Source organism: Streptomyces sp. NBC_00083 (genome assembly GCF_026343295.1).
Taxonomy (GTDB): Bacteria; Actinomycetota; Actinomycetes; order Streptomycetales; family Streptomycetaceae; genus Streptomyces.
The window spans coordinates 61899-82149 of the sequence record NZ_JAPELY010000004.1; the positions used below are offsets into that span (position 1 = coordinate 61899).

Below are 20251 nucleotides of genomic sequence, written 5' to 3' on the forward strand. Positions count from 1 at the left end.
CCGGTGAGCATTCCCGAGCCGTTGGACGAGCCCTGGGCCGATACCGGTCCGAGCGACCGTCTGCCTGTTTCCCGCCAACGCGGCGACAGCGAGGGCCGAGGCCGTGGCCGCGGCAGAGGCCGTGACGATCAGCACGACCGCGGTCAGGACGACTGGGACGGCGGTTCCTCCGGATTCGAGCGGGTACCCCCGCAGGACATCGACGCCGAACAGTCGGTCCTGGGCGGCATGCTGCTCTCCAAGGACGCCATCGCGGACGTCGTGGAGATCATCAAGGGCCACGACTTCTACAAGCCCGCGCACGAGACCGTCTACACGGCGATCCTCGACCTCTATGCCAAGGGTGAGCCCGCCGACCCCATCACGGTCGCCGCGGAGCTGGTCAAGCGCGGCGAGATCACCCGGGTCGGCGGCGCCTCGTACCTGCACACGCTGGTCCAGTCGGTGCCGACGGCGGCCAACGCCTCGTACTACGCGGAGATCGTCCACGAGCGTGCGGTGCTGCGCCGGCTCGTCGAGGCAGGCACGAAGATCACGCAAATGGGATACGCGGCGGACGGCGACGTCGACGACATCGTCAACTCCGCCCAGGCCGAGATCTACGCGGTCACCGAGCAGCGCACCAGCGAGGACTATCTGCCGCTCGGCGACATCATGGAGGGCGCCCTCGACGAGATCGAGGCGATCGGCTCGCGCAGCGGCGAGATGACCGGAGTGCCCACCGGCTTCACCGACTTCGACTCGCTCACCAACGGCCTGCATCCAGGCCAGATGGTCGTCATCGCCGCCCGACCCGCCATGGGTAAGTCGACCCTGGCGCTCGACTTCGCGCGGGCCTGTTCCATCAAGCACAACCTGCCGAGCGTGATCTTCTCGCTCGAAATGGGACGCAACGAGATCGCGATGCGTCTGCTGTCGGCAGAGGCCCGGGTCGCGCTCCACCACATGCGCTCCGGCACCATGACCGACGAGGACTGGACCCGCCTGGCCCGCCGTATGCCGGACGTCTCCCAGGCGCCGCTCTACATCGACGACTCGCCCAACCTGTCGATGATGGAAATCCGCGCCAAATGCCGGCGGTTGAAGCAGCGCAACGACCTCCGCCTCGTCGTCATCGACTATCTGCAGCTGATGCAGTCCGGCGGTTCGAAGCGCGCCGAGAGCCGGCAGCAGGAAGTCTCGGACATGTCGCGAAACCTGAAGCTCCTCGCCAAGGAGCTGCAGCTCCCGGTCATCGCGCTCTCGCAGCTGAACCGTGGCCCCGAGCAGCGCACGGACAAGAAGCCGATGGTGTCCGACCTCCGCGAATCCGGCTCCATCGAGCAGGACGCGGACATGGTCATCCTGCTGCACCGTGAGGACGCCTACGAGAAGGAGTCGCCCCGCGCGGGCGAGGCGGACCTGATCGTGGCCAAGCACCGTAACGGCCCGACGGCCACCATCACGGTCGCGTTCCAGGGCCACTACTCGCGCTTCGTGGACATGGCGCAGACCTGACGGGAGAGGCGCGGATCCGCGCCTTCCGTGCCCTGCCCTCCCCGGCGATCTCCTTTGGCCGGCCCGAAGGGCGGGGAAGCGAGGCGAGCGGCCGGGGGCCGACCCCCGCGTGAGCGCATCGCTTCATGCCGTCCCCGGCGTCCCCGGGGACGGCCTCACTGGTCCGCCGGCCCCTCCGCGAGGGCGTCCAGCTGGTCCTTCGACCACGCCAGCGCCCCGGTCCGCAGGTCGTCGACCACCGCGCGCACCCACTCAAGCTCCGCGGCCGTGACGGCTCGCAGGTACTCGGTCTCCAGGCGGGTGATGCGCGGCAGCCCCCGGTCCGCCTCCGCGGCCATGGCCGCTTCCAGGCGGTCCAGCTTCTCCGCGAGGGCGTCGGCCCGCAGCCCCAGTACGTTCGCCATCTCTCCCGGCGTGAGCAGCAGCAGGTTCGACAGGGCGGCCGGGAACTCCGGGAATTCCTGCTTGGGCGTGGAGAGCATCTCCTCCAGCCAGGCGCGGGCGGTCGCGCGCCCCGCGTCGGTGACGTCGTACACGGTCCGTTCGGGGTACTGCTGATCGCGCTCCGTCTCGCGAACCGCGATCAGCCCTTCGCCGTTGAGCCGCTCGATCGTGCGGTAGAGGTTCGCGCGCTGCTTGACGTTGACCACCTGCTCCTTGCCCCAGTCCTTGACCAGGCGCTGGATGCCGTACGGGTGCAGCGGCTTGTAGTGCAGCAGGGCCAGGACGGTCAGGGCGAGGGGCGAACTGCGCGGAGCAGAGGAAGTCATGCCCTTCACTTTAGCCCCGGAACAACTAGTTGACGAGAAACTAGTTGCAGTGCAACTATCGAGTGGTCAACGCAACGCAGCCCAGAGAGGAACCACCGAAATGTCCCTCACCGAGCGCATCCACTGCGATCACGGCCTCGTCAAGCACCTGGGAAGGTGGACCGAGGCCGGCCGTTTCGAGGTCAAGGCCCGCCACGGGGCCGCCGTCCTGGACCTCCGTTCCCCCGGCCTCCCCGATGACCTCGAGATTCACCTCGACATGGACCGCGCCCTGGTGAAGCTCCTGGTCGACGACAGCACCGCCCTTGACCACGGGAACCTGAGGTGGAACTCGCGCGGGAAGATCAAGGACTCCCGGCCCTCCTCCACCGGAGACAAGGAGACCGGCCGCCGTATCCATCTGTCCGGCTCGGCCACGAACAGCGAGATCCGCATCCACCGGGGTGGCATCGCGATCCTGTCGGCGATGTTCTCCCGCGCCTACGTCCAGGATGTGCGCCGCGCCCACAGGACCGGCGGCGTTCCGACGATCGACGACCCGACCAGGGGGAACCGGTCATGACCCGCATCGGCACGGTCCGCACGGCGCTCGTCATCGGCGGCGGGATCGCGGGCCCCGTCGCCGCGATGGCCCTCCACCGCGCAGGCATCGAAGCCGCCGTCTACGAGGCGTACGACTCCACGGCCGACGGGGTCGGAGGCGCCATGACCATTGCCCCCAACGGCCAGAACGCCCTCGACGCGATCGGCGCGGGTGCCGTCGTCCGTGACATCGGCACACCGGTCACCGCCATGGGCCTGCGGAGCTGGACGGGCAAGCACCTCGCCCAGTTCGCCCCGCCCTCCCGCCTCCCGGCGCTGCAGTTCGTCTGGCGCGCCGACTTCTACCGTGCGGTCTACGCCGAGGCGGAGCGCCGCTCGGTACCCATCCACCACGGCAAGCGGCTGACCCACGCGACGGACACCGGCTCCGGCGTCACCGCGCACTTCGCGGACGGCACCCGGGCCGACGCCGACATCCTGATCGGCGCCGACGGCATCCGCTCCACGGTCCGCCCCCTCATCGACCCGCTCGCGCCGCAGCCGAACTACGCCGGCCTGGTCTGCTTCGGAGCCCGCATGGACCGATCCGGGCTTCCCTCCACCAACGGCGTCATGTACATGTGCTTCGGCAAGCGTGCCTTCTTCGGCTACCAGGTCTTCGACGACCCCTCGGCGATGTGGTTCGTCAACCTGCCCCACGGCCTCCCGATGACCGTCGCCGAGGCCCGCGCGATCGGCGCGGAGCACTGGATGCGTACGCTGCGGACCGCATGCGCCGACGACCGCACCCCCGCCCTCGAAATGATCAGCCGTACCGACCCCGGCCGGCTCCTCATCACCGGCCCGATGGAGAACATGCCAAGGGTCCCGACCTGGACCCGCGGCCGCATGACCCTGATCGGCGACGCGGCCCACGCCGCCTCGTCCAGCTCGGGGCAGGGCGCCTCCATCGCCACCGAGAGCGCCGTCGAACTGGCGCGCTGCCTCAGGGACCTGCCCTACGACCAGGCTTTCGCGACGTACGAACAGCTGCGCCGGCCCCGCGTCGAACGCATCATCAGGCTCGGCGCCCGTACGAACAGCAACAAGACCGCAGGCCCGGTCGGACGCGTCGTGCGCGACCTCGTGATGCCGGCGGCCATGAAGCTGGTCAACCCGGAGAAGACAGCCTGGCAGTTCGACCACCACATCGACTGGAACACGAAGGCCGCCCCGCTCACCTGAACTCCGGCCGGCTCCCCACCACGGGCGAGGCGCGCTCAGTCCGTGGCGGGTTCCCGGAATCCCACCACGGCCGCGCCGTGCTCGTGCGCCCATTCGGTCAGCACGGCAATCGGCTTCACCAGCGTCCCGCCCAGGTCCGTCAGCACGTACTCGACCTTTCCGCCTTCGGCGTGGCGGTCGACCAGGCCGTACCCCTGCAACCGCCGGAGCGTCTGGGTCAGGACCTTCCGTGAGATCCCGCCGATCAGGGCGGTCAACTCACCGTGCCTGCACGGTCTCCGGCTCAACGCGAACAGCACGACCACCGCCCATTTGTCGGCGATGATCTCGATGGCCAGCCGAGCCGGGCAGTCGGCGAGGAAGACGCTGCCGGGGTACGCACGCATCCCCCGACGGTAGTCCGCGGCAAGGAACCTGGAGGTACCCGCCGCCTCACTAGCGTCCCCGTCGGAAGCTGCCGAGAAGGGGAAGCGAATGAGAGCTGGGACCGACTGGCCGGGCGGGCGCAAGGTCGTCGCCCTCGTCACCGTCGCGCTGGAGCTGTGGTCGCCGGGCCACTGGCCCGCCTACGCGCCGATGGCCGCGGCATGGCCGATGCCCGGCGTCGACGACACGCACAGCACGTCATGGGCGAAGTACGGCGTCACCACCGGCATGCGCCGGCTGCTCGACCTCCTCGGTGACCTGCCCGCCACCGTCGGCGTCAACGGACTGGTGGCCGAGCTGCACCCCGGGACCGTCGTGGCCGTGCACGAGGCGGGGCACGAGATCGCCGCGCACTCCTGGGCCCAGGACGTGGTGCCCGGGATGCTCGATGCCGACGCCGAGCGGACCAATATCCGTCGCTGCACCGACGTTCTCCACGGCGTCACCGGCGTTCGCCCGACGGGGTGGATGAGCCCGCGGGCCACCGGTTCGCACCACACGGCCGACCTGCTCGCCGAGGCCGGCTACCGCTGGACCGGCGACCACTGCGACCACGATTTCCCGCAGATCCTGTCCACCGCCCACGGCCCCCTGGTCTCCCTCATGCACAGCGACCATTCCGACGTCCGCGACGCGGCGGCCGGCCCGTACGCCTACCGCGACCTGCACCGCGAACTGCTGAACCAGGCGCTCGACGCCCCCGGCCCGGGGGTGTTCCGCCTGACCGTCCACGCGCATGTCGGGGGCCGGCCGCTCCTCGCGGGCATGATCGGCCAGGTCCTCGACGACCTACGGGCGTCCGACGACGTCTGGGTCGCCACCCACGCCCAAGTCGCCGAACACCTCCTGGCGCACCGGGGAGGAACGCGATGACCCGCGTGCTCGTGGTCGGCGGAACCGGCGCCATGGGCAGCCGTGTGGTCCAGCACCTGCTGGCCACCACCGATGCCACCCTCGCCGTCCCCACCCGCCACCCGGAGTCCGCCCACGCCACCGAACTCGCCGCCACGGCCCCCGACCGCGTGCGGCTGGTCCGCTCCGACCCGGAGGATCTCGACGTCCTGCTCGGCCAGGCCGATCGCGTCTTCGCCAACACCGACTTCTTTGCCACGGGCAGCGCCGTCGGTGAGTACCGGCAGGGGCTGCACCTGCTGGCCGCCGCGGAACGGGCCGGCGTGGACCGTTTCATCTGGTCCTCGCTGGACAGCGCGGTGTCCCTGACCGGCCGCCCCGTCCCGCACTTCGACAGCAAGGGCGCGGTCGCGTCCCACATCGGTCTGATGCGGTCGGAGGAGATGCTCCGCAAGGAGACCGACGGCTGGTACACGGACCACGTCTCGGTACTGACCACGGCGCCGTACTTCGAGAACCTGCGGGACCGGCTCGCCCCCGGGCCGGACGGCCACGGCGGCCTGACCTTCCGGCTCCCCCTCGGCGCCGCCCGCTACCCGCTCATCGCCCTGGACGACATCGCCCGGTTCGCCTGCCACATGTTCGACAACTGGCAGTCCTGGGGCTCCCGCGACCTCGCGGTGATCGGCGACAGCCTCACCGGCGACGAGATCGCGGCGGTCTTCGCTCGGGTCACGGGTGTCCCCAGTACGTACGCGCCGATGTCGCACGACGACCTGTGCGCCACCGTCCCCGACTTCGGCCACGACTACGCGGCGATGTTCCAGTTCTTCGCCGACCGTGATCTCTACTCCCGAGACCGGGACATCAGCCTCCTGCGCCGCCTGCACCCCGGCTTGATGACCTTCGAGGACTGGCTGCACCACACGGGATGGGCAGGTCAGGACGGCACCGCCGGCACGGACGGATGACCACCTGGATGCGCTGCCGTGGGGTTGAGGCATCTGGGACCCAGGGCCCCTCGTGCCTTCCCCGCGCTCGCCGTCATCGTGTCGGCGGGCTCGGTTCGTCGGCGGGATCGTCGATCGGTACGCACTCGTTGAGCAGGGCCACGACGTCGTTCCAGGCGCGTTGCGCGTGCTGAGGGTGGTGGCCGACGCCCGGTCGCACGGCTTGGTCGACCGGCGGGTGGTGGAAGGCGTGCAGGGCGCCGCCGTAGACCGTGAGGCGCCAGTCGACACCCGCGCTCTGCATCTCAGCGGCGAACGCCTCCCTCTGCGCGGGCGCCATGATCGGGTCCTCCGAGCCGACACCTGCCCAGACCGGACAGCGGATGCGCGCCGCCTCGCCCGGACGGCCTGTGGTCAGGGCGTTGACCGTGCCGATCGCGCGGAACTCGACACCGGCTCGGCCGAGTTCGAGCAGAATGGCGCCTCCTGTGCCATACCCGATGGCGGCGATCCGGTCGGGGTCCGTGCGTGCTTCGGCACGCAATACGTCGAGTGCCGCCCGGCCGATGTCCCGCAGCCGCTCGGGATCCGCGAGCAGAGGCATCGCGCGCGCCATCATCTCCTCGGGGTCCGTGAACCAGCGTCCGCCGTGGATGTCGAAGGCAAGTGCCACATAACCGAGTTCGGCCAGGGCGTCCGCCCGGCGCCGCTGGAAGTCGTTGAGCCCGGTGCCCTCGGGCCCGACCAGGACGGCCGGCCTTCGGCCGGTGCCGGCCGGGAGCGCCAGGTGTCCCACCATCGTCAGGCCGTCGGCCGGATACTCCACCGTTCGCGTCGTAACCGCTGTCGTCGTCGCTGTCATACGGATGGACGGTAATGACCGGGCGGGTGGAGCGTGGCCCTGTTCACGGCCGGCGGAAGACGTCTGCGCCGGTGTGCCGGCGAAATGGGTTCGACGTCGGCGGGATGCCGGGCTAGACCTTGCCCATGACGTCATCCAGCTCCGCCGCATCTCCGTCCTCATTCGAAGAACTGCTGCCCGCGACACAGCGTGCCCTGCTCCATCGCATCGCGGTCGCGCAGTCCGAGGGCCGGGCCCCCTCCCTCGTCGCGGCTGTGGCGAGGGACGGGCGGATGGTCTGGTCAGGGTCACGCACCTCCGTGGACGGGCATGGCCCGGATGCCGACGTCCAGTACCGCGTCGGCTCCATCACCAAGACGTTCACCGCCGTGCTGGTGATGCGGCTGCGTGACGAGGGGCTGCTCGACCTGGCCGATCCGCTGGAGAAGCACCTCCCCGGCACGTCGGCCGGCGGAGCGACCATTGCCCAACTCCTTTCTCACACAGCCGGGTTGCCCGCCGAGGCGCCATCGCCCTGGTGGGAGCGGACGCCCGGGGACCTGCGGCCCGAGCTCGCCGACGTGCTGGGCGGGCAGCCGCGACTGCACCCCGCGGGCCGGCTGCACCACTACTCCAACCCGGGCTACGCCCTGCTCGGCTCCCTGGTGGAAGCGGTGCGTGGCGTGCCCTGGGACGAAGCGCTGCGCGCGGAGGTCCTGGAGCCGTTGGGGCTCGACCGTACGAGTACGCAGCCGGAGCATCCCCATGCGGGAGGCTGGGCCGTGCACCCGTGGGCGGATGTCCTGCTGCCCGAACCGTCCCAGGATCTGGGCCTGATGGCGCCCGCCGGCCAGCTGTGGTCGACGGCACGGGACCTCTGCCGCTTCGCCGTCTTCCTCATCGAGGGAGACGAACGGGTCCTGCGCGCCGAATCGTTGGCGGAGATGCGTACACCGGCCGTGGCGCCCGAGCCGGGCGGCTGGGAGGGCGGGTACGGGCTGGGCATGCAGCTGGCGTGTGCGAAGGGCCGTGAACTCGCCGGACACACGGGGTCGTTGCCCGGATTCGTCGCGGGTCTGTGGATGAGCGCGGCTGACGGGGTGGCAGCCGTCGCGCTGTCCAACGCGACCTCCGGCCCGCTGTGCGGCACGCTGGCGGCCGAGCTCGTGCAGATCGTGGCAGAGGCCGAGCCGCGTCTCCCCGAGCCCTGGCGCCCCCTCCCCGAGGTGGATGAGCGGCTCCTCGGGCTCACCGGCCCCTGGTACTGGGGCACCCACGTATACGGGCTGCGTCTCACGGCGGACCAGGGGATGGCGCTGGAGCCCCTGCGCGGCAGCGGTCGGCCCTCCCGGTTCCGGGCTGTCGCCGATGACACCTGGATCGGCCTCGACGGCTACCACCGGGGCGAGACGCTCCGAGTGGTGCTGCGGCCGGACGGAACAGTGAGCCATCTCGACCTGGGGTCGTTCGTCTTCACCCGCGAGCCCTACGGGCCCGACGCTTCAGCGGTGCCGGGCGGTGTGGACCCCGATGGATGGCGGGGGGTCTGACGTTTCACGTGAAACGCGCTGGGTGTTCCACGTGAAACACCCAGCGCAGGCTGAGGCGGTCTCTGTTTCACGTGAAACAGAGACCGCCGCGGGGCCTAGAGGGTCTTCTTGAATCCCACGTGGGAGGCCTCGAAACCCAGCCGCTCATAGAAGCGGTGGGCATCGGTGCGGGTGGCGTCGGAGGTCAGCTGGACCAGTCGGCACCCCTGGCGCCTCGACTCATCGACGGCCCATTCGATGAGCTGGGTGCCCAGGCCGCTGCCGCGCTCCGCGCCATGCACCCGTACCCCCTCGATGATGGAGCGCGTAGTGCCGCGCCGGGACAGGCCCGGGATGATGGTGAGCTGGAGCGTTCCGACGACCTCGCCGCCCCGGTCGGCCACCACTACCTGCTGGTTCGGGTCGCTCGCGAGCCGGTCGAAGGCGGCGAGGTAGGGCGTGAGGTCGTCGGGCGACTCGCGCTGGGCGCCCAGCGCGTCATCCGCCAGCATCGCCACGATCGCCGGGATGTCCTCGGGTGTCGCAGGCCTGATTTCAAGATCACTCATGGCCCGGACGATACTCCGGGGTCACTCCGGCGTACTCGCGGTCGCTGCGGCGTACTCCGGGTCGTTCCGGCACGCTCCGGGTCGCTCAGGCGGCGACGTGCAGTTCCTCGACCGCGCGGACCAGGGGAGCCAGTTCGGCGTTCTTCGCCGCTTCGTCCAGGGCTTCGCGCAGGGCCCGGTCGTTGGTGGGACGGGCCGATGCGAGCAGGGCGAGGCCGGCCTCGGTCACGTCGGTGTAGATGCCGCGCCGGTCGGTGTCGCAGAGGTACCGGGTCAGCAGGCCGCGGTCTTCGAGCCGGGTGACGAGCCGCGTCGTGGCCGACTGGCTGAGGACGACGGCGTCGGCGACCTGCTTCATCTGGAGGTGGCCGCCGGGGCCGTTGTGCTGACGGCTGAGGACGTCGAGCAGCGAATACTCGCGCACGCTGAGGTCGTGCCCCGTCTGCAGGGCGCGCTCGATGTGGGCATCGATCCTGCTGTGCAGCAGGGAGAGCGCGCACCAGCCCTGGGAGAGGGCGGTGAGTGCGGGATCCGTCGCGGTCATACGTGTGTCCTCCGTCCGGAGCAGCTTCTCCTCAGGATAGTCCACGTGCGCAATAGCCCGCGTTTGCAATTAGCCAGCGTCTGCAATTATTGTGGACGCTCGTAAGGGGCTCACGCAATCTCCTGGAAGGTCATCCCATGCCACTCGCGCTCCTAGCCCTCGCCATCGGGGCGTTCGGTATCGGCACCACAGAGTTCGTGATCATGGGGCTGCTCCCCGAGGTCGCCGGAACCTTCGGTGTCTCCATCCCCACCGCCGGTTTTCTGGTCAGCGGCTATGCGGTCGGCGTGACGCTCGGCGCCCCGCTGATGACCATCCTGGGCACGAAGATCTCCCGCAAGCGGATGCTGATGCTGCTGATGGGCCTCTTCATCGTCGGCAACGTGCTCTCGGCGGTCGCGCCCGTCTTCGGGCTGATGCTGGCCGGCCGGATCGTCGCCTCCCTGGCGCACGGCGCCTTCTTCGGGATCGGTTCGGTCGTCGCGGCCGAACTGGTTGCCCCGGAGAAGAAGGCGGGGGCGATCGCCATGATGTTCACGGGTCTGACCGTCGCCAATGTCGTCGGTGTGCCGGCCGGCACACTCATCGGCCAGCAGGCCGGCTGGCGGGCGACCTTCATCGTCGTCGCTGCGCTCGGCGTGCTGGGCCTGGTCGGAGTGGCCAAGCTCGTCCCCGACCTGCCGAAGGCCGAGGGCGTGCGGCTGCGGCACGAGATCGCCGCGTTCCGGAACGTCCAGGTGCTGCTCGCCATGGCGATGACCGTGCTCGGCTTCGGCGGAGTGTTCGCGGCGATCACCTACATCACGCCGATGATGACGGGCGTCGCCGGCTACGCCGACACCTCGGTCACGTGGCTGCTCGTCCTCTTCGGCCTCGGCATGGTCGCGGGAAACCTCGTCGGCGGCCGCTTCGCCGACCGCGCTCTGATGCCGATGCTCTATGTGTCGCTCACCGGGCTCGCCGTGGTCCTCGCGCTGTTCACCGTGGCCGCCCACGACAAGCTTGCCTCCGCCGTCATGATCTTCCTCATCGGCGCTCTGGGCTTCGCCACCGTGCCCCCGCTGCAGAAGCGGGTGCTCGACCAGGCAGCCGGCGCTCCCACCCTCGCGTCCGCCGTGAACATCGGCGCCTTCAACCTCGGCAACGCGCTCTCCGCCTGGCTCGGCGGCATCGTCATCGCGGCGGGCCTCGGCTACACCGCCCCCAACTGGGTCGGCGCGGCACTCGCCGCCTCCGCCCTCGTGCTCGCCCTCGTCTCCAGCGCCCTGGAGCGGCGTACGGACACGAACAGCCGCATCACCGCGGGATCCGTGCCCGAGCCGGTACGGGCCACCGCCTCTCCTCGCTGAACACACCGCACCGCACGTCCAAGGAGTCATCCCGCATGAGCACCCCCACCATCGCCGTAGCCCCGCTCACCATCCAGGACGCGGAAGCCCTCGTCGAAGCGGCCCGCGCCGCCGCCGAGGCAGCTGGAGTCACCGTCGCGGTCACCGTCCTGGACGCGGGCGGCCATCTGCTCGCCTTCCGCCGGGACGACCGGGCCGTCCTCATCGCCGGTGAGACCAGCACCCGCAAGGCGTACACGGCGCTCCAGTTGAACGCCCCGACCGCCGATCTGGTGGACGCGGTCCAGCCGGGCGGCCTCTTCCACACCCTGCCGACCGCCCTCGACCGCCCGCTCCTCTTCATCGCGGGAGGCGTCCCCGTCCACCGCGACGGGCGGCTGATCGGCGCCATCGGCGTCGGTGGCGGAGCCCCCGATCAGGACCACGGGTTCGCGAGCACGGCCGTGGAGGCCCTGGCTCGGCGCTGACCGTCGCGAGCGTGCGTCCCCAAGTGCCGTCCACGGTGCTGCACATGGGGGAGGCAGCATCGCCGGTATGCGGGCCCGGCGGGAGTTACCCGGCCGCCACGGTGAGGGGCGCGAAGCGTCGCGTCCAGTCGCCGGGCAGAGCCGGGATGGCGGACGCCATTACCGTGTTGAAGGCGACCGACTCCAGGCCGGACTCCTTCAGCCAGTCGAGCAGCTCCTCGTGGCGCACATCCACATCCGTGCGCAGGGGGCGGTCCGTGCCGGCCGCGAGCGAGGCGACGAGGGCCTTCGCCGTCGCCGTGTCCCGGGCGATCAGCGGGCCCACCACGTGTGTGGTCACGTTGGGCCAGGCGGCCGCGAAGCCGGTCAGGCCGGCCGAGTCCTCCGCCACCCGCAGCTGGTCGCTGAAGGCCGGCAGCCGGGCGATCAGATGGGTGCGGTCCTCGCCGAAGACCTCGGCGTCGAGCCGGAGGATCGCGGGCAGGTCGTCGGCGGTCGCGGGGCGCGTGGACACCGTGGGAGCCGGACCGGACGGGCGGAAGTGGCCCGTGACCATCTCGGCGCGGCCGACGGCCTCGAACCCCAGCTCCTCGTACAACGGGCGGCCGTACGGGGTGGCATGGAGAGTGAGCGGCGTGCCCCGCAGCTCCCGCAGAACGTCCTTCATCAGGCGGCGCCCGACTCCCTGCCGGGCGAAGCGGCCGGCCACCAGGACCATGCCGATGGCGGCCAGGCCCGGACCGTACGAGGTGACGACGCAGGCGGTGAGCAGGCCCTTGCCGTCTGGGGCGTCGACGCCGTACCCGGTGCCCGCCGTGAGGAGGAGCCCCCATTTGTGCTCCTCGCGAGGCCAGCCCCTGTCTTCGGAGAGGTCGGCGCAGGCGACGAGGTCTTCGATGGTGAGGCGGCGCAAGGGGAGTTCGGTGAGCGGTGAGGGCATGAGGGTCAGATTGTCGGACGCGCCGATGCCGCGTCCACCGCTTTCCGCTCCTGCGCACGGTGCTTCCTGCCCCGGCTGGTCAGCCCCCAGGGCTTGAGCACCGAGACCGCGGTCATGAAGAAGTAGGCGCTGGAGGAGACGACCGGGGCGGCCACCAGGCTGATGTCGGGAACGCCGGCAGTGACCGCGCCGTTGATCTCGGGCCGCAGCGAAAAGGCCGACAGGCAGAGCGTCACCAGGGTCAGCCAGAACTTGACCCAGACCCAGTGATGACGAGCCAGTCCCCACCGGGTGCCCAGGGACAGCACCACTCCGGTTCCCAGGGACACCAGCGCAATGGGCACCACCAGCCAGTCGCCGAACACCTTCATGGCGCGGTAGGCGGCCTCGGTCATGGCGGGTGAGTCCGTCGTGCAGGCCGTGATGCCGAGGGCGAGCAAGCCGAGAGTGAGGCCCAGCCAACTCACGGAGACGGCTATGTGGGCCACCAGCCAGCCCCTGCGCGCGGGCCGACGGAGATGTTTCACGTGAAACGGCGCGCGGCGCGGGCGACGGGACGGGGGAAGAGGTGGGTGTTTCACGTGAAACAGAGTGCCGCCGAGAGGCCATGGAGGGCGTCCGACAGGGGGAGTAAGCCCTCGTACTGGCCTCGGCGTACATGGCGAGACTTCACCTCTTCGCTGCGGTACCCGTATCGGTCGCGGGAAACGCCGATCATCACCTGGCCGGGATCGCCACGCACGCGTACACGGGCGGAGACCTGCGGGAGGCCTACGCCCTGGTCAGCTCCGCGCGGTGATGACGGGCGTCAGCCGAGATCGGGTGCGTGCATCGCGCGCACGCCCTCGATGTTGCCGTCCAGGTAATGCCGGAGCGAGAGCGGGACGAGGTGCACCGAGGCGATCCCGACACGCGTGAACGGGATGCGCACGATCTCGTACTCGCCGCACGGATCCTCGATCTCGGGGCCGTGCCGCAGTGAGGGGTCCATGGAGTCGAGGCGGCAGACGAAGAAGTGCTGCACCTTCACTCCGGTCGCGCCCCCGTCGGCGCCGATGTGTTCGACGGTGTCGACGAAGCACGGCACCACGTCGGTGATCTTCGCGCCGAGTTCCTCGTGCACTTCACGGTGGAGCGCCTCGACGACCGTGGAGTCCTCGGGCTCGACCCCGCCGCCGGGAGTGACCCAGTACGGATCCATGCCGGGCTTGGTCCGCTTGATCAGAATGAGGTCGTCGCCGTCGAGCAGAACGGCTCGGGCGGTGCGCTTGACCACTGGACGTACGGGCATGGGAGAAATGTGGCCCGAAGGAACCCCTGCGAAACTCTTCGGGCCCTTCCCGCCGCCGCTCAGCCCCAGTCGGCCGCGGCACGCAGCAGCCAGTCCTGCGCCCGCGCGATGTGCGCGAGGCCGAGTGTGCCGGTGCGCGCCGCGAGGAAATAGGTCCGCAGGGGCGGCACCGGCGGGTCGAGCAGCGCCACCACCGCACCTTGTTCCAGCGCCGTCTCGCACAGATAGCGCGGCAGCACCGCGAGTCCCGCGCCGGCCGTCACCGCGGCCAGGACCGCCCGCAGGTCGGGGGCGACCACCGTGCCGGCGGCGGCGGGCTTGGCGTCGAAGACGGACGCCCAGTAGCGCGTCACCAGCGGCAGCGACTCATGGACCTCCACCACCGGGATGGGCTCCAGCGCCCGAGGCCCGCCATGCCGCACCGCGCCCGGCCCGAGCCGTGCCGCCCAGCGCACCCCGGCGACCAGCACGTGCTCCTCGTCGCACAGCGGGGTCGAGGTCAGCAGCCCGCCGCGGGGCCGGGCCGTGGCGATGGCCAGGTCGTGGTGGCCGGCGGCCAGGCCTTCCAGGGTCTCCTCGGCACTGCCGAAGGAGGCGCGCAGTGCGAGGCCGTGGGGGATGAGCGGGGTGAGCGCGGGCAGGGCGCGCAGGGCGGTGAACTCCGGCGGCCCGGCCAGGTGCACCGTCCGCGAGCCCGGTTCCTCACCGAGGGCCGGCTCGGTGAGCTCGACGAGGGCGTCCAGATGCGGCGCCGCCCGCTGGGCCAGCTCGTCACCGATGGTCGTGGGGGTCACACCGCGCGCCTGACGCAGAAAGAGCGGGCGGCCCAACTGCCGCTCCAGCGTGCGGATCTGGCCGGTCACCGCGGGCTGTGAGAGCCCGAGCAGCGCCGCGGCCCGGGTGAAGGAGCCGGCCCGGTGCACGGTGACGAAGGTACGCAGCAGGGCAAGGTCCATGCCGCGCCTCCCGTCCCGCACTGCCTCACGACGCCCCCGGCCGGGCACCACTATAAATATGTCGATAGGCCCCTGTCGCTAGGGTGATTGGACACTGACGCAGAGTCAACTAGCCTTGTCCAGGTGGTTCTCAGCGCGCGAGAACCGGGACGGTCCGAGCCACGAGGGGGGAGGCTCGGACCGTCCGTCTTCCGTGGCCGGGGTGGCCGCGACCGGGCCGAGGGCCCTACGGGCGCTGTTTGCCCGCCTCGTCCAGGGCGCGCTCCACGTCCGCGATCAGGTCCGGGGCGTCCTCGGCGCCGACCGAGAAGCGGATGAAGCCCTCCCCCACCGCGTCGCCGCCCCAGCGGCCGCGCCGTTCCGCCGTGGAGCGCACACTGCCGAAGCTGGTCGCGTCGTCGACCAGGCGCAGCGCATCGAGGAACCGCTCGGCGAAGCCGCGGTCGGGCAGGTCGAAGGAGACCACACAGCCGAAGCGCCGCATCTGCGCGCAGGCCAGACGGTACGAGGGGTCCGAGGGCAGACCGGGGTAGCGCAGGCCCGTCACCTCGGCTCGTTCGGCCAGAGCCTCGGCGAGGGCCAGGGCGTTCGCGGCCTGCCGGTCGGCGCGCAGGTGCAGGGTCGCGAGGGAGCGGTGGGCCAGCCAGGCCTCCATGGGCCCCGGGATCGCCCCGACGACCTTGCGCCACTTGCGTACCCGAGCGGCGAGGTCCGCGTCGCGGCACACCACGTAGCCGAGCAGGAGATCGCCGTGCCCGGTCAGCCCCTTGGTGCCGCTGGCGACGGCGAAGTCCGCGCCGAGATCGAGGGGGCGCTGCCCGAGCGGCGTGGCCAGGGTGTTGTCCACCGCGACCAGAGTGCCGGCGTCGTGGGCGGCCCGTGCGAGCCGGCGCACGTCGCACACGTCGAGACCGGGGTTGGACGGGGTTTCGATCCAGAGCAGCCTGGCGCCGTCGAGGTGCGCCAGTTGGGCGTCGTCGGCGGTCGGCGCGGTGCGCACCTCGATGCCGTACGCCTCCAACTGCTCACGGACCAGGGGCAGGGCCTGATAGCCGTCGTCCGGCAGGACCACGGTGTCGCCCGCGCGCGCCTGGGAGAGCAGCACGGCTGAGATCGCCGCCATCCCGGACGCGAAGACGATCGCCTCGGCGCTCTCGTCGGGTGATTCGAGGTCGGCGATGGCCCGTTCCAGGTGGGTCCACGTCGGGTTGGTGTCGCGGCCGTAGGTGTAGGGCCCGGTCGCCTCGCCGGGCAGGTGGAAGTGGGCGGCGAACACCGGACCGGGCAGGGTGGGTTCGTGGGCGACCGGGTCGGGAAGGCCGGCGCGTACGGACCGCGTGCCGTCACCTGTCATACGTCGTGCTCCAATCACTGCGGATGGCGGCGGGCCGGAAGATCCGGCCGGGGGCGGCCACCGCTCGGTCGTCGTCGGCTCAGTCGTTGTCGTCGGGGAGGACGATGTGCATCGCCCACGACACGATCGAGATGATCAGGGCGCCGACCACGGCGGTCCAGAAGCCCTCGACGTGGAAGCTGAGGTTCAGCTTGTCGGCGAGCCAGGAGGTCAACAGCAGCATCAAGGCGTTGATCACCAGCGTGATCAGGCCGAGCGTGAGGATGAACAGGGGGAAGGACAGCAGCTTCACGATGGGCTTCACGACGAAATTCACCACACCGAAGACCAGCGCCACCAGAACCAGCGTCAGCGCCTTCTTGCCGGTGTTGTCGCCGGTCAGGGTGATGTTCTTCACCAACCAGATGGCTACTGCCAGGGCAGCCGCGTTGGCGATCGTCTTGACTACAAAATTCTTCATGGGTCCGATCGTGGCAGACGTGATCGGCACAAGTGCAGGGGCGGATGGCGATGAAAGATTTCCGGCTCGACGAGTTGGAGGCGGAACGCGCCGCCAACGACGGGGCGTATCTGCAGTTCCTGCGGGAGCGGAACATGTCGGCGGGGCTGTACGCCCTCGACGCCGGCGCGCACGACCCGCAGTCCCCACATGCCCAGGACGAGATCTACTTCGTGGCCAGCGGCCGGGCGTCGATCACCGTGGGCCTGGAGACGACGCAGGTCTCGCGCGGCAGCGTGGTCTACGTACCGGCCGGAGTGGCCCACAAGTTCCACCACATCACCGAGGACCTGAGGGTTCTGGTGGTCTTCTCTCCGCCTGAGAGCTGAGGGCCGCCCCCGACTCTCCCTAGGGGTTCGGTCAGGGGAGTTCAAGGGCTGTGAGTGCCCCGCGCGGCACCCTGTCGCCTCTAGCATCGAGAGTGTCGAAAGCACGGAATGCGTGCGGAGACCGAAAACTGACAGAAAGAGGTAAGGACGATGGCGGCACGGGAGATATTCGCGGGGATGCCCTGGTGGGTGAAGTGGGTCGCCGTGCCCGTCATCGCCCTGGTCGTGTTCGGCGGTCTGATCGCGAGCGTGGTCGGCTTCCTGTTCGGACTGCTGTTCAAGCTCCTGGTCTTCGTGGCTCTCGTCGGCGGTCTGATCTACGTGGTGCGGCGGTTCATGTCCTTGTCCTCCTCGCGCGGCGACTGGTAGCGGAGCCCGCCACGCCGGCGCGGCCTCCCCGGCCCGCGTGGCGGACCCCGTCCGGGCGCGCGGCGGATTAGCCCGGCCGGGGGATTGACCTGGACAAACCGCCTTCCGCTACAGCCTCGGCCATTAGAGTGGCGAGTCTCTGCCGCCCCCTGGGAACCACGGGTCCCGACCGCGCCCGACCACCGGCCCGACCGGCCCGTGCCGCCGCACCCCGAGGCGCGGCAGCCGCGCGGGGGCGGCCCCCGCGGGCGGGCACGTCGCCCGTCGGTACGCCTGGGGGTGACCTGTGGCCACGGCTTCGAACGCCGCCGTCCCTACCCTGATCGGCTCGGTCCAGCGAGCCCTGCGACTTCTCGAAGCGGTCGCCGCCCACCCCGACGGGGCCCCCGCCAAACAACTGGCGCGTGAGGCCGGACTGCCGCTCCCCACGGCGTACCACCTGCTGCGCACCCTGACCCATGAGGACTATCTGCGGCGCGAGAGCGGGGTGTTCGTCCTCGGCCCCGCAGCAGAGCGCCTGGCACATGGCGGGGCGCTGCAGAATCGTCGCAGCAAGATCGCCGACTCACTCGCCCGGTGGCGGGACACGATCGGGGCGCCCGTCTACTTCGCCGTCTACCGCGAGGGTGAGATCGAGATCGCCGGGGTTGCCGACACCCCCACCGCGCCCGCCGTCGAGGAATGGGCCGACTTCCGCGAGACCGCGCACGCCCACGCGATCGGCCAGTGCCTGCTGAGCCAGCTCGACCACCGGACGCGCGAGGACTACCTGGACCGGCACCCGGTGGAGGCGATCACGCCCTACACCGTGCGCGACCGCTGGGCCCTGGCGGAGCGCCTCGCGACTACGGAGCGTATGCAACCGGTGGTCGAACGGCAGGAGTACGCCCTGGGTACCGTCTGCGCCGCGATCCCCATCACGGCCGGCTCCAGCGCCGCGACGATGGCCATCTCCGTCCCCCTCCACCAGCAAGAACGCCTTCTGCCCGCGATCGAACAGCTCCGTGGTGAGGTCGGTGCCCTCTTCAGCTCCCTGGTGTTCTCTATCAGTATCTGAAATATCACTCCTTGTGATCTGTTGGCACGTACAGCACGATGGCGTCAAGAAGGCTCTGAGGTTGTTCCTGGCCGGTTTCAGCTAAAGCGGGGTACGTGACGATGCGTGAGTCGGTTCAGGCAGAAGTGATGATGAGCTTCCTCGTCTCCGAGGAGCTTTCCTTCCGGATCCCGGTGGAGCTGACGTACGAGGCGACGGACCCCTACGCGGTGCGCATGACCTTCCACCTCCCCGGCGACGCGCCCGTCACCTGGGCCTTCGGGCGGGAACTGCTGCTCGACGGCATCAACGGCCCGACCGGCGACGGCGACGTGCGGATCGAACCCAGCGAACCCGATGAGCTCTGCGACGTGCACATCCGGCTGCAAGTGGGCGCCGACCGGGCCCTGTTCCGCGCCGGCGCCGCCCCGCTGGTGGCCTTCCTCGACCGGACCGACAAGCTCGTACCCCTGGGCCAGGAGTGGACGCTGGGGGATTTCGACGAGCACCTGGAGGACGCGCTCGGGCGGATCCTGGCGGAGGAGAACGCCGGCTGACCCGCTACTTCTTGCGGCGATGGCCGCCGGAGCCGCGCTTGGCGCCCAGCCGCGGCGCCGTGCGGCCACCCGGGGCCGGCCGGTCGGCGGAGACCACGAGGGCGGCCAGCGCCGTGGTCAGCGGCACCGAGGCGACGAGGCCGATCGATCCGACCAGGGTGCGGACGATCTCCTCCGCCACCAGCTCACTGTTGGCCACCGTGCCCACGCTGCTCTGCGCGATCGAGAACAGCAGCAAAAGGGGCAGCGCGGCACCCGCGTAGGCGAGCACCAGCGTGTTGACCACCGACGCGATGTGGTCGCGGCCGATGCGGATGCCCGCCCGGTACAGGCCGCGCGGGCCCATCGTCGGGTTCGCCTCGTGCAGCTCCCAGACCGCCGAGGTCTGGGTGACGGTCACGTCGTCGAGCACCCCGAGCGAGCCGATGATGACGCCGGCGAGCAGCAGGCCGGACATGTCGATGTTCGGGTAGAGGCCGTGGATGAGGCCGGTGTTGTCGTCGGTGTTGCCGGTGAGGGCGGCCCAGCCGATGAAGAGCGAACCGAGCACCCCGATCAGCATCAAGGAGACGAGGGTGCCGAGGACGGCGACGGAGGTGCGCGCGGACAGTCCGTGGCACATGTAGAGCGCGATCAGCATGATGGCGCTCGCGCCGACCACCGCCACAAGCAGCGGATTGGAGCCCTGCAACACCGCCGGAAGGATGAACAGGGTCAGCACGGCGAACGAGACCACCAGCGCCACCAGTGCCATCACCCCGCGCAGCCGGCCCACGAGCACGACCGCGAGCGCGAAGATCCCCGCCAGCAGAGCCATCGGAAGGCGCCGGTTCACGTCGGTCACCGAATACTGCAGGTCGTGCGGGGCGTCGGGGGCGTACGAGACGATCACGTCCTGGCCCGCGTGCAGTTGGCGGGGCGAGTCGGGCTGGACGATCTCGGTGAAGGTGCGGCCCTTCTCCTTGCCCGAGGTGACCTCGACGGTGGCCTTGCCGCACCACCTCGGGGGTGCTTCCCGCGCCGACTGGCTCTCGGCGGTGGAGGTGTCGCCGTTCGATGGAGCTTGACCGGCGTTGACCGATTTGCAGTCCACCTTGTCCACTTTTACGACTTTGGCTTGCTGGGTCTGGCGGTCGAAGCCGACGCCGGTCCGCTGGTGCGGCGGGGCGCCCCCGGGCCAGAGGACCACAAGGCCCACAAGTACCGCTGTGGAGAAGGGAATCAGCACCGCGGCGATGACCTTGCGGAGGTGCTTCGACACGGGTGCGGCGGGCCCGTGGCTGTGCGAGTGGCCGTGTCCGTGGCCGGATCCGCCGGAAGGGTGCGGTGGGTGCGGTTCTGGTGAGGTCACCGCCCGAT

24 protein-coding genes and 1 pseudogene are annotated in these 20251 nt (G+C 70.4%); 13 read left to right on the forward strand and 12 right to left on the reverse strand.

Annotated features, from left to right (window positions below):
- Nucleotides 1-3: 3 nt before the first annotated feature.
- On the forward strand, nucleotides 4-1497 hold the full coding sequence (dnaB, locus tag OOJ98_RS30365) for a replicative DNA helicase (protein ID WP_267058334.1): 1494 nt from the start codon (nucleotides 4-6) through the stop codon (nucleotides 1495-1497).
- 155 nt (nucleotides 1498-1652) lie between these two features.
- Here the strand turns inward: dnaB and OOJ98_RS30370 are convergent, their stop codons facing one another.
- Entirely contained in the window at nucleotides 1653-2267 is a 615-nt protein-coding gene (locus tag OOJ98_RS30370; RefSeq protein ID WP_267058335.1) for a PadR family transcriptional regulator, read from the reverse strand.
- A gap of 100 nt (nucleotides 2268-2367) precedes the next feature.
- On the opposite strand from OOJ98_RS30370, the gene OOJ98_RS30375 reads away from it, so the two are divergent.
- Both OOJ98_RS30375 and OOJ98_RS30380 read left to right on the forward strand, forming a co-directional pair.
- Nucleotides 2368-2829, forward strand: coding sequence for a hypothetical protein (locus tag OOJ98_RS30375; protein ID WP_267058336.1), 462 nt, complete (start codon nucleotides 2368-2370; stop codon nucleotides 2827-2829).
- Complete coding sequence (locus OOJ98_RS30380) at nucleotides 2826-4034, forward strand: NAD(P)/FAD-dependent oxidoreductase (RefSeq protein WP_267058337.1); 1209 nt, start codon at nucleotides 2826-2828, stop codon at nucleotides 4032-4034. Before OOJ98_RS30375 ends, OOJ98_RS30380 begins: the two co-directional genes overlap by 4 nt.
- Before the next feature lie 35 nt (nucleotides 4035-4069).
- Here the strand turns inward: OOJ98_RS30380 and OOJ98_RS30385 are convergent, their stop codons facing one another.
- Nucleotides 4070-4420 carry a helix-turn-helix domain-containing protein gene (locus tag OOJ98_RS30385; protein ID WP_267058338.1) on the reverse strand — a complete coding sequence of 117 codons (351 nt, stop codon included), beginning with the start codon at nucleotides 4418-4420 and terminating at the stop codon, nucleotides 4070-4072.
- 88 nt (nucleotides 4421-4508) lie between these two features.
- Here OOJ98_RS30385 and OOJ98_RS30390 point away from each other — a divergent pair, with 88 nt between their 5' ends.
- A complete protein-coding gene (locus tag OOJ98_RS30390; protein WP_267058339.1) occupies nucleotides 4509-5333 on the forward strand; it encodes a polysaccharide deacetylase family protein in 825 nt (274 codons plus the stop codon).
- Nucleotides 5330-6283 (forward strand): NmrA family NAD(P)-binding protein, encoded by a 954-nt coding sequence (locus OOJ98_RS30395; RefSeq protein ID WP_267058340.1) that lies wholly within the window; start codon nucleotides 5330-5332, stop codon nucleotides 6281-6283. The genes OOJ98_RS30390 and OOJ98_RS30395 overlap by 4 nt, the downstream gene beginning before the upstream one ends.
- Nucleotides 6284-6356: 73 nt before the next feature.
- Here OOJ98_RS30395 and OOJ98_RS30400 read toward each other — a convergent pair whose 3' ends face one another.
- Nucleotides 6357-7124 (reverse strand): dienelactone hydrolase family protein, encoded by a 768-nt coding sequence (locus OOJ98_RS30400; protein WP_267058341.1) that lies wholly within the window; start codon nucleotides 7122-7124, stop codon nucleotides 6357-6359.
- Nucleotides 7125-7249: 125 nt separating this feature from the next.
- Here OOJ98_RS30400 and OOJ98_RS30405 point away from each other — a divergent pair, with 125 nt between their 5' ends.
- Nucleotides 7250-8653 carry a serine hydrolase gene (locus OOJ98_RS30405; RefSeq protein ID WP_267058342.1) on the forward strand — a complete coding sequence of 468 codons (1404 nt, stop codon included), beginning with the start codon at nucleotides 7250-7252 and terminating at the stop codon, nucleotides 8651-8653.
- Nucleotides 8654-8748: 95 nt separating this feature from the next.
- On the opposite strand, the gene OOJ98_RS30410 is transcribed toward OOJ98_RS30405, so the two are convergent.
- Together OOJ98_RS30410 and OOJ98_RS30415 are read right to left on the reverse strand one after the other, a co-directional pair.
- On the reverse strand, nucleotides 8749-9201 hold the full coding sequence (locus tag OOJ98_RS30410; protein ID WP_267058343.1) for a GNAT family N-acetyltransferase: 453 nt from the start codon (nucleotides 9199-9201) through the stop codon (nucleotides 8749-8751).
- Nucleotides 9202-9286: 85 nt separating this feature from the next.
- Entirely contained in the window at nucleotides 9287-9745 is a 459-nt protein-coding gene (locus tag OOJ98_RS30415) for a MarR family winged helix-turn-helix transcriptional regulator (RefSeq protein WP_267058344.1), read from the reverse strand.
- A gap of 137 nt (nucleotides 9746-9882) precedes the next feature.
- Between OOJ98_RS30415 and OOJ98_RS30420 the strand changes: the two genes are divergently transcribed.
- Both OOJ98_RS30420 and OOJ98_RS30425 read left to right on the forward strand, forming a co-directional pair.
- Nucleotides 9883-11094, forward strand: a complete 1212-nt coding sequence (locus OOJ98_RS30420; RefSeq protein WP_267058345.1) for an MFS transporter — start codon at nucleotides 9883-9885, stop codon at nucleotides 11092-11094.
- A gap of 35 nt (nucleotides 11095-11129) precedes the next feature.
- The gene (locus tag OOJ98_RS30425) at nucleotides 11130-11561 is read left to right on the forward strand and encodes a heme-binding protein (protein ID WP_267058346.1); all 432 of its coding nucleotides are present in this window, start codon (nucleotides 11130-11132) and stop codon (nucleotides 11559-11561) included.
- An 85-nt stretch (nucleotides 11562-11646) separates the two neighbouring features.
- Here OOJ98_RS30425 and OOJ98_RS30430 read toward each other — a convergent pair whose 3' ends face one another.
- On the reverse strand, nucleotides 11647-12501 hold the full coding sequence (locus OOJ98_RS30430) for a GNAT family N-acetyltransferase (RefSeq protein WP_267058347.1): 855 nt from the start codon (nucleotides 12499-12501) through the stop codon (nucleotides 11647-11649).
- 5 nt (nucleotides 12502-12506) lie between these two features.
- A complete protein-coding gene (locus OOJ98_RS30435; RefSeq protein WP_267058348.1) occupies nucleotides 12507-13028 on the reverse strand; it encodes a DUF2269 domain-containing protein in 522 nt (173 codons plus the stop codon).
- Nucleotides 13029-13174: 146 nt separating this feature from the next.
- Between OOJ98_RS30435 and OOJ98_RS30440 the strand changes: the two are divergent.
- Nucleotides 13175-13300, forward strand: a pseudogene (locus OOJ98_RS30440) (hydrolase); the annotation flags it as partial.
- Nucleotides 13301-13309: 9 nt separating this feature from the next.
- On the opposite strand, the gene OOJ98_RS30445 reads toward OOJ98_RS30440, so the two are convergent.
- The 4 genes from OOJ98_RS30445 to OOJ98_RS30460 form a co-directional block, all read right to left on the reverse strand.
- Nucleotides 13310-13792 (reverse strand): NUDIX domain-containing protein, encoded by a 483-nt coding sequence (locus OOJ98_RS30445; RefSeq protein WP_267058349.1) that lies wholly within the window; start codon nucleotides 13790-13792, stop codon nucleotides 13310-13312.
- Nucleotides 13793-13851: 59 nt separating this feature from the next.
- Entirely contained in the window at nucleotides 13852-14748 is an 897-nt protein-coding gene (locus OOJ98_RS30450) for a LysR family transcriptional regulator (protein WP_267058350.1), read from the reverse strand.
- A gap of 226 nt (nucleotides 14749-14974) precedes the next feature.
- Nucleotides 14975-16102, reverse strand: a complete 1128-nt coding sequence (locus OOJ98_RS30455) for a cystathionine gamma-lyase (RefSeq protein WP_267058351.1) — start codon at nucleotides 16100-16102, stop codon at nucleotides 14975-14977.
- 79 nt (nucleotides 16103-16181) lie between these two features.
- Nucleotides 16182-16562, reverse strand: a complete 381-nt coding sequence (locus OOJ98_RS30460) for a phage holin family protein (RefSeq protein WP_267058352.1) — start codon at nucleotides 16560-16562, stop codon at nucleotides 16182-16184.
- A gap of 50 nt (nucleotides 16563-16612) precedes the next feature.
- Between OOJ98_RS30460 and OOJ98_RS30465 the strand changes: the two genes are divergently transcribed.
- The 4 genes from OOJ98_RS30465 (at nucleotide 16613) to OOJ98_RS30480 (ending at nucleotide 18892) form a co-directional block, all read left to right on the forward strand.
- Nucleotides 16613-16930: a cupin domain-containing protein gene (locus OOJ98_RS30465; protein ID WP_267058717.1), complete on the forward strand. Its 318-nt coding sequence runs from the start codon at nucleotides 16613-16615 to the stop codon at nucleotides 16928-16930.
- A gap of 150 nt (nucleotides 16931-17080) precedes the next feature.
- Nucleotides 17081-17299, forward strand: coding sequence for a DUF5326 family protein (locus OOJ98_RS30470; protein WP_267058353.1), 219 nt, complete (start codon nucleotides 17081-17083; stop codon nucleotides 17297-17299).
- Nucleotides 17300-17585: 286 nt separating this feature from the next.
- Entirely contained in the window at nucleotides 17586-18356 is a 771-nt protein-coding gene (locus tag OOJ98_RS30475) for an IclR family transcriptional regulator (RefSeq protein ID WP_267058354.1), read from the forward strand.
- Nucleotides 18357-18457: 101 nt separating this feature from the next.
- Nucleotides 18458-18892 (forward strand): SsgA family sporulation/cell division regulator, encoded by a 435-nt coding sequence (locus tag OOJ98_RS30480; RefSeq protein WP_267058718.1) that lies wholly within the window; start codon nucleotides 18458-18460, stop codon nucleotides 18890-18892.
- 4 nt (nucleotides 18893-18896) lie between these two features.
- On the opposite strand, the gene OOJ98_RS30485 is transcribed toward OOJ98_RS30480, so the two are convergent.
- Entirely contained in the window at nucleotides 18897-20243 is a 1347-nt protein-coding gene (locus OOJ98_RS30485; protein ID WP_267058355.1) for a YibE/F family protein, read from the reverse strand.
- Between the last annotated feature and the right edge of the window lie 8 nt (nucleotides 20244-20251).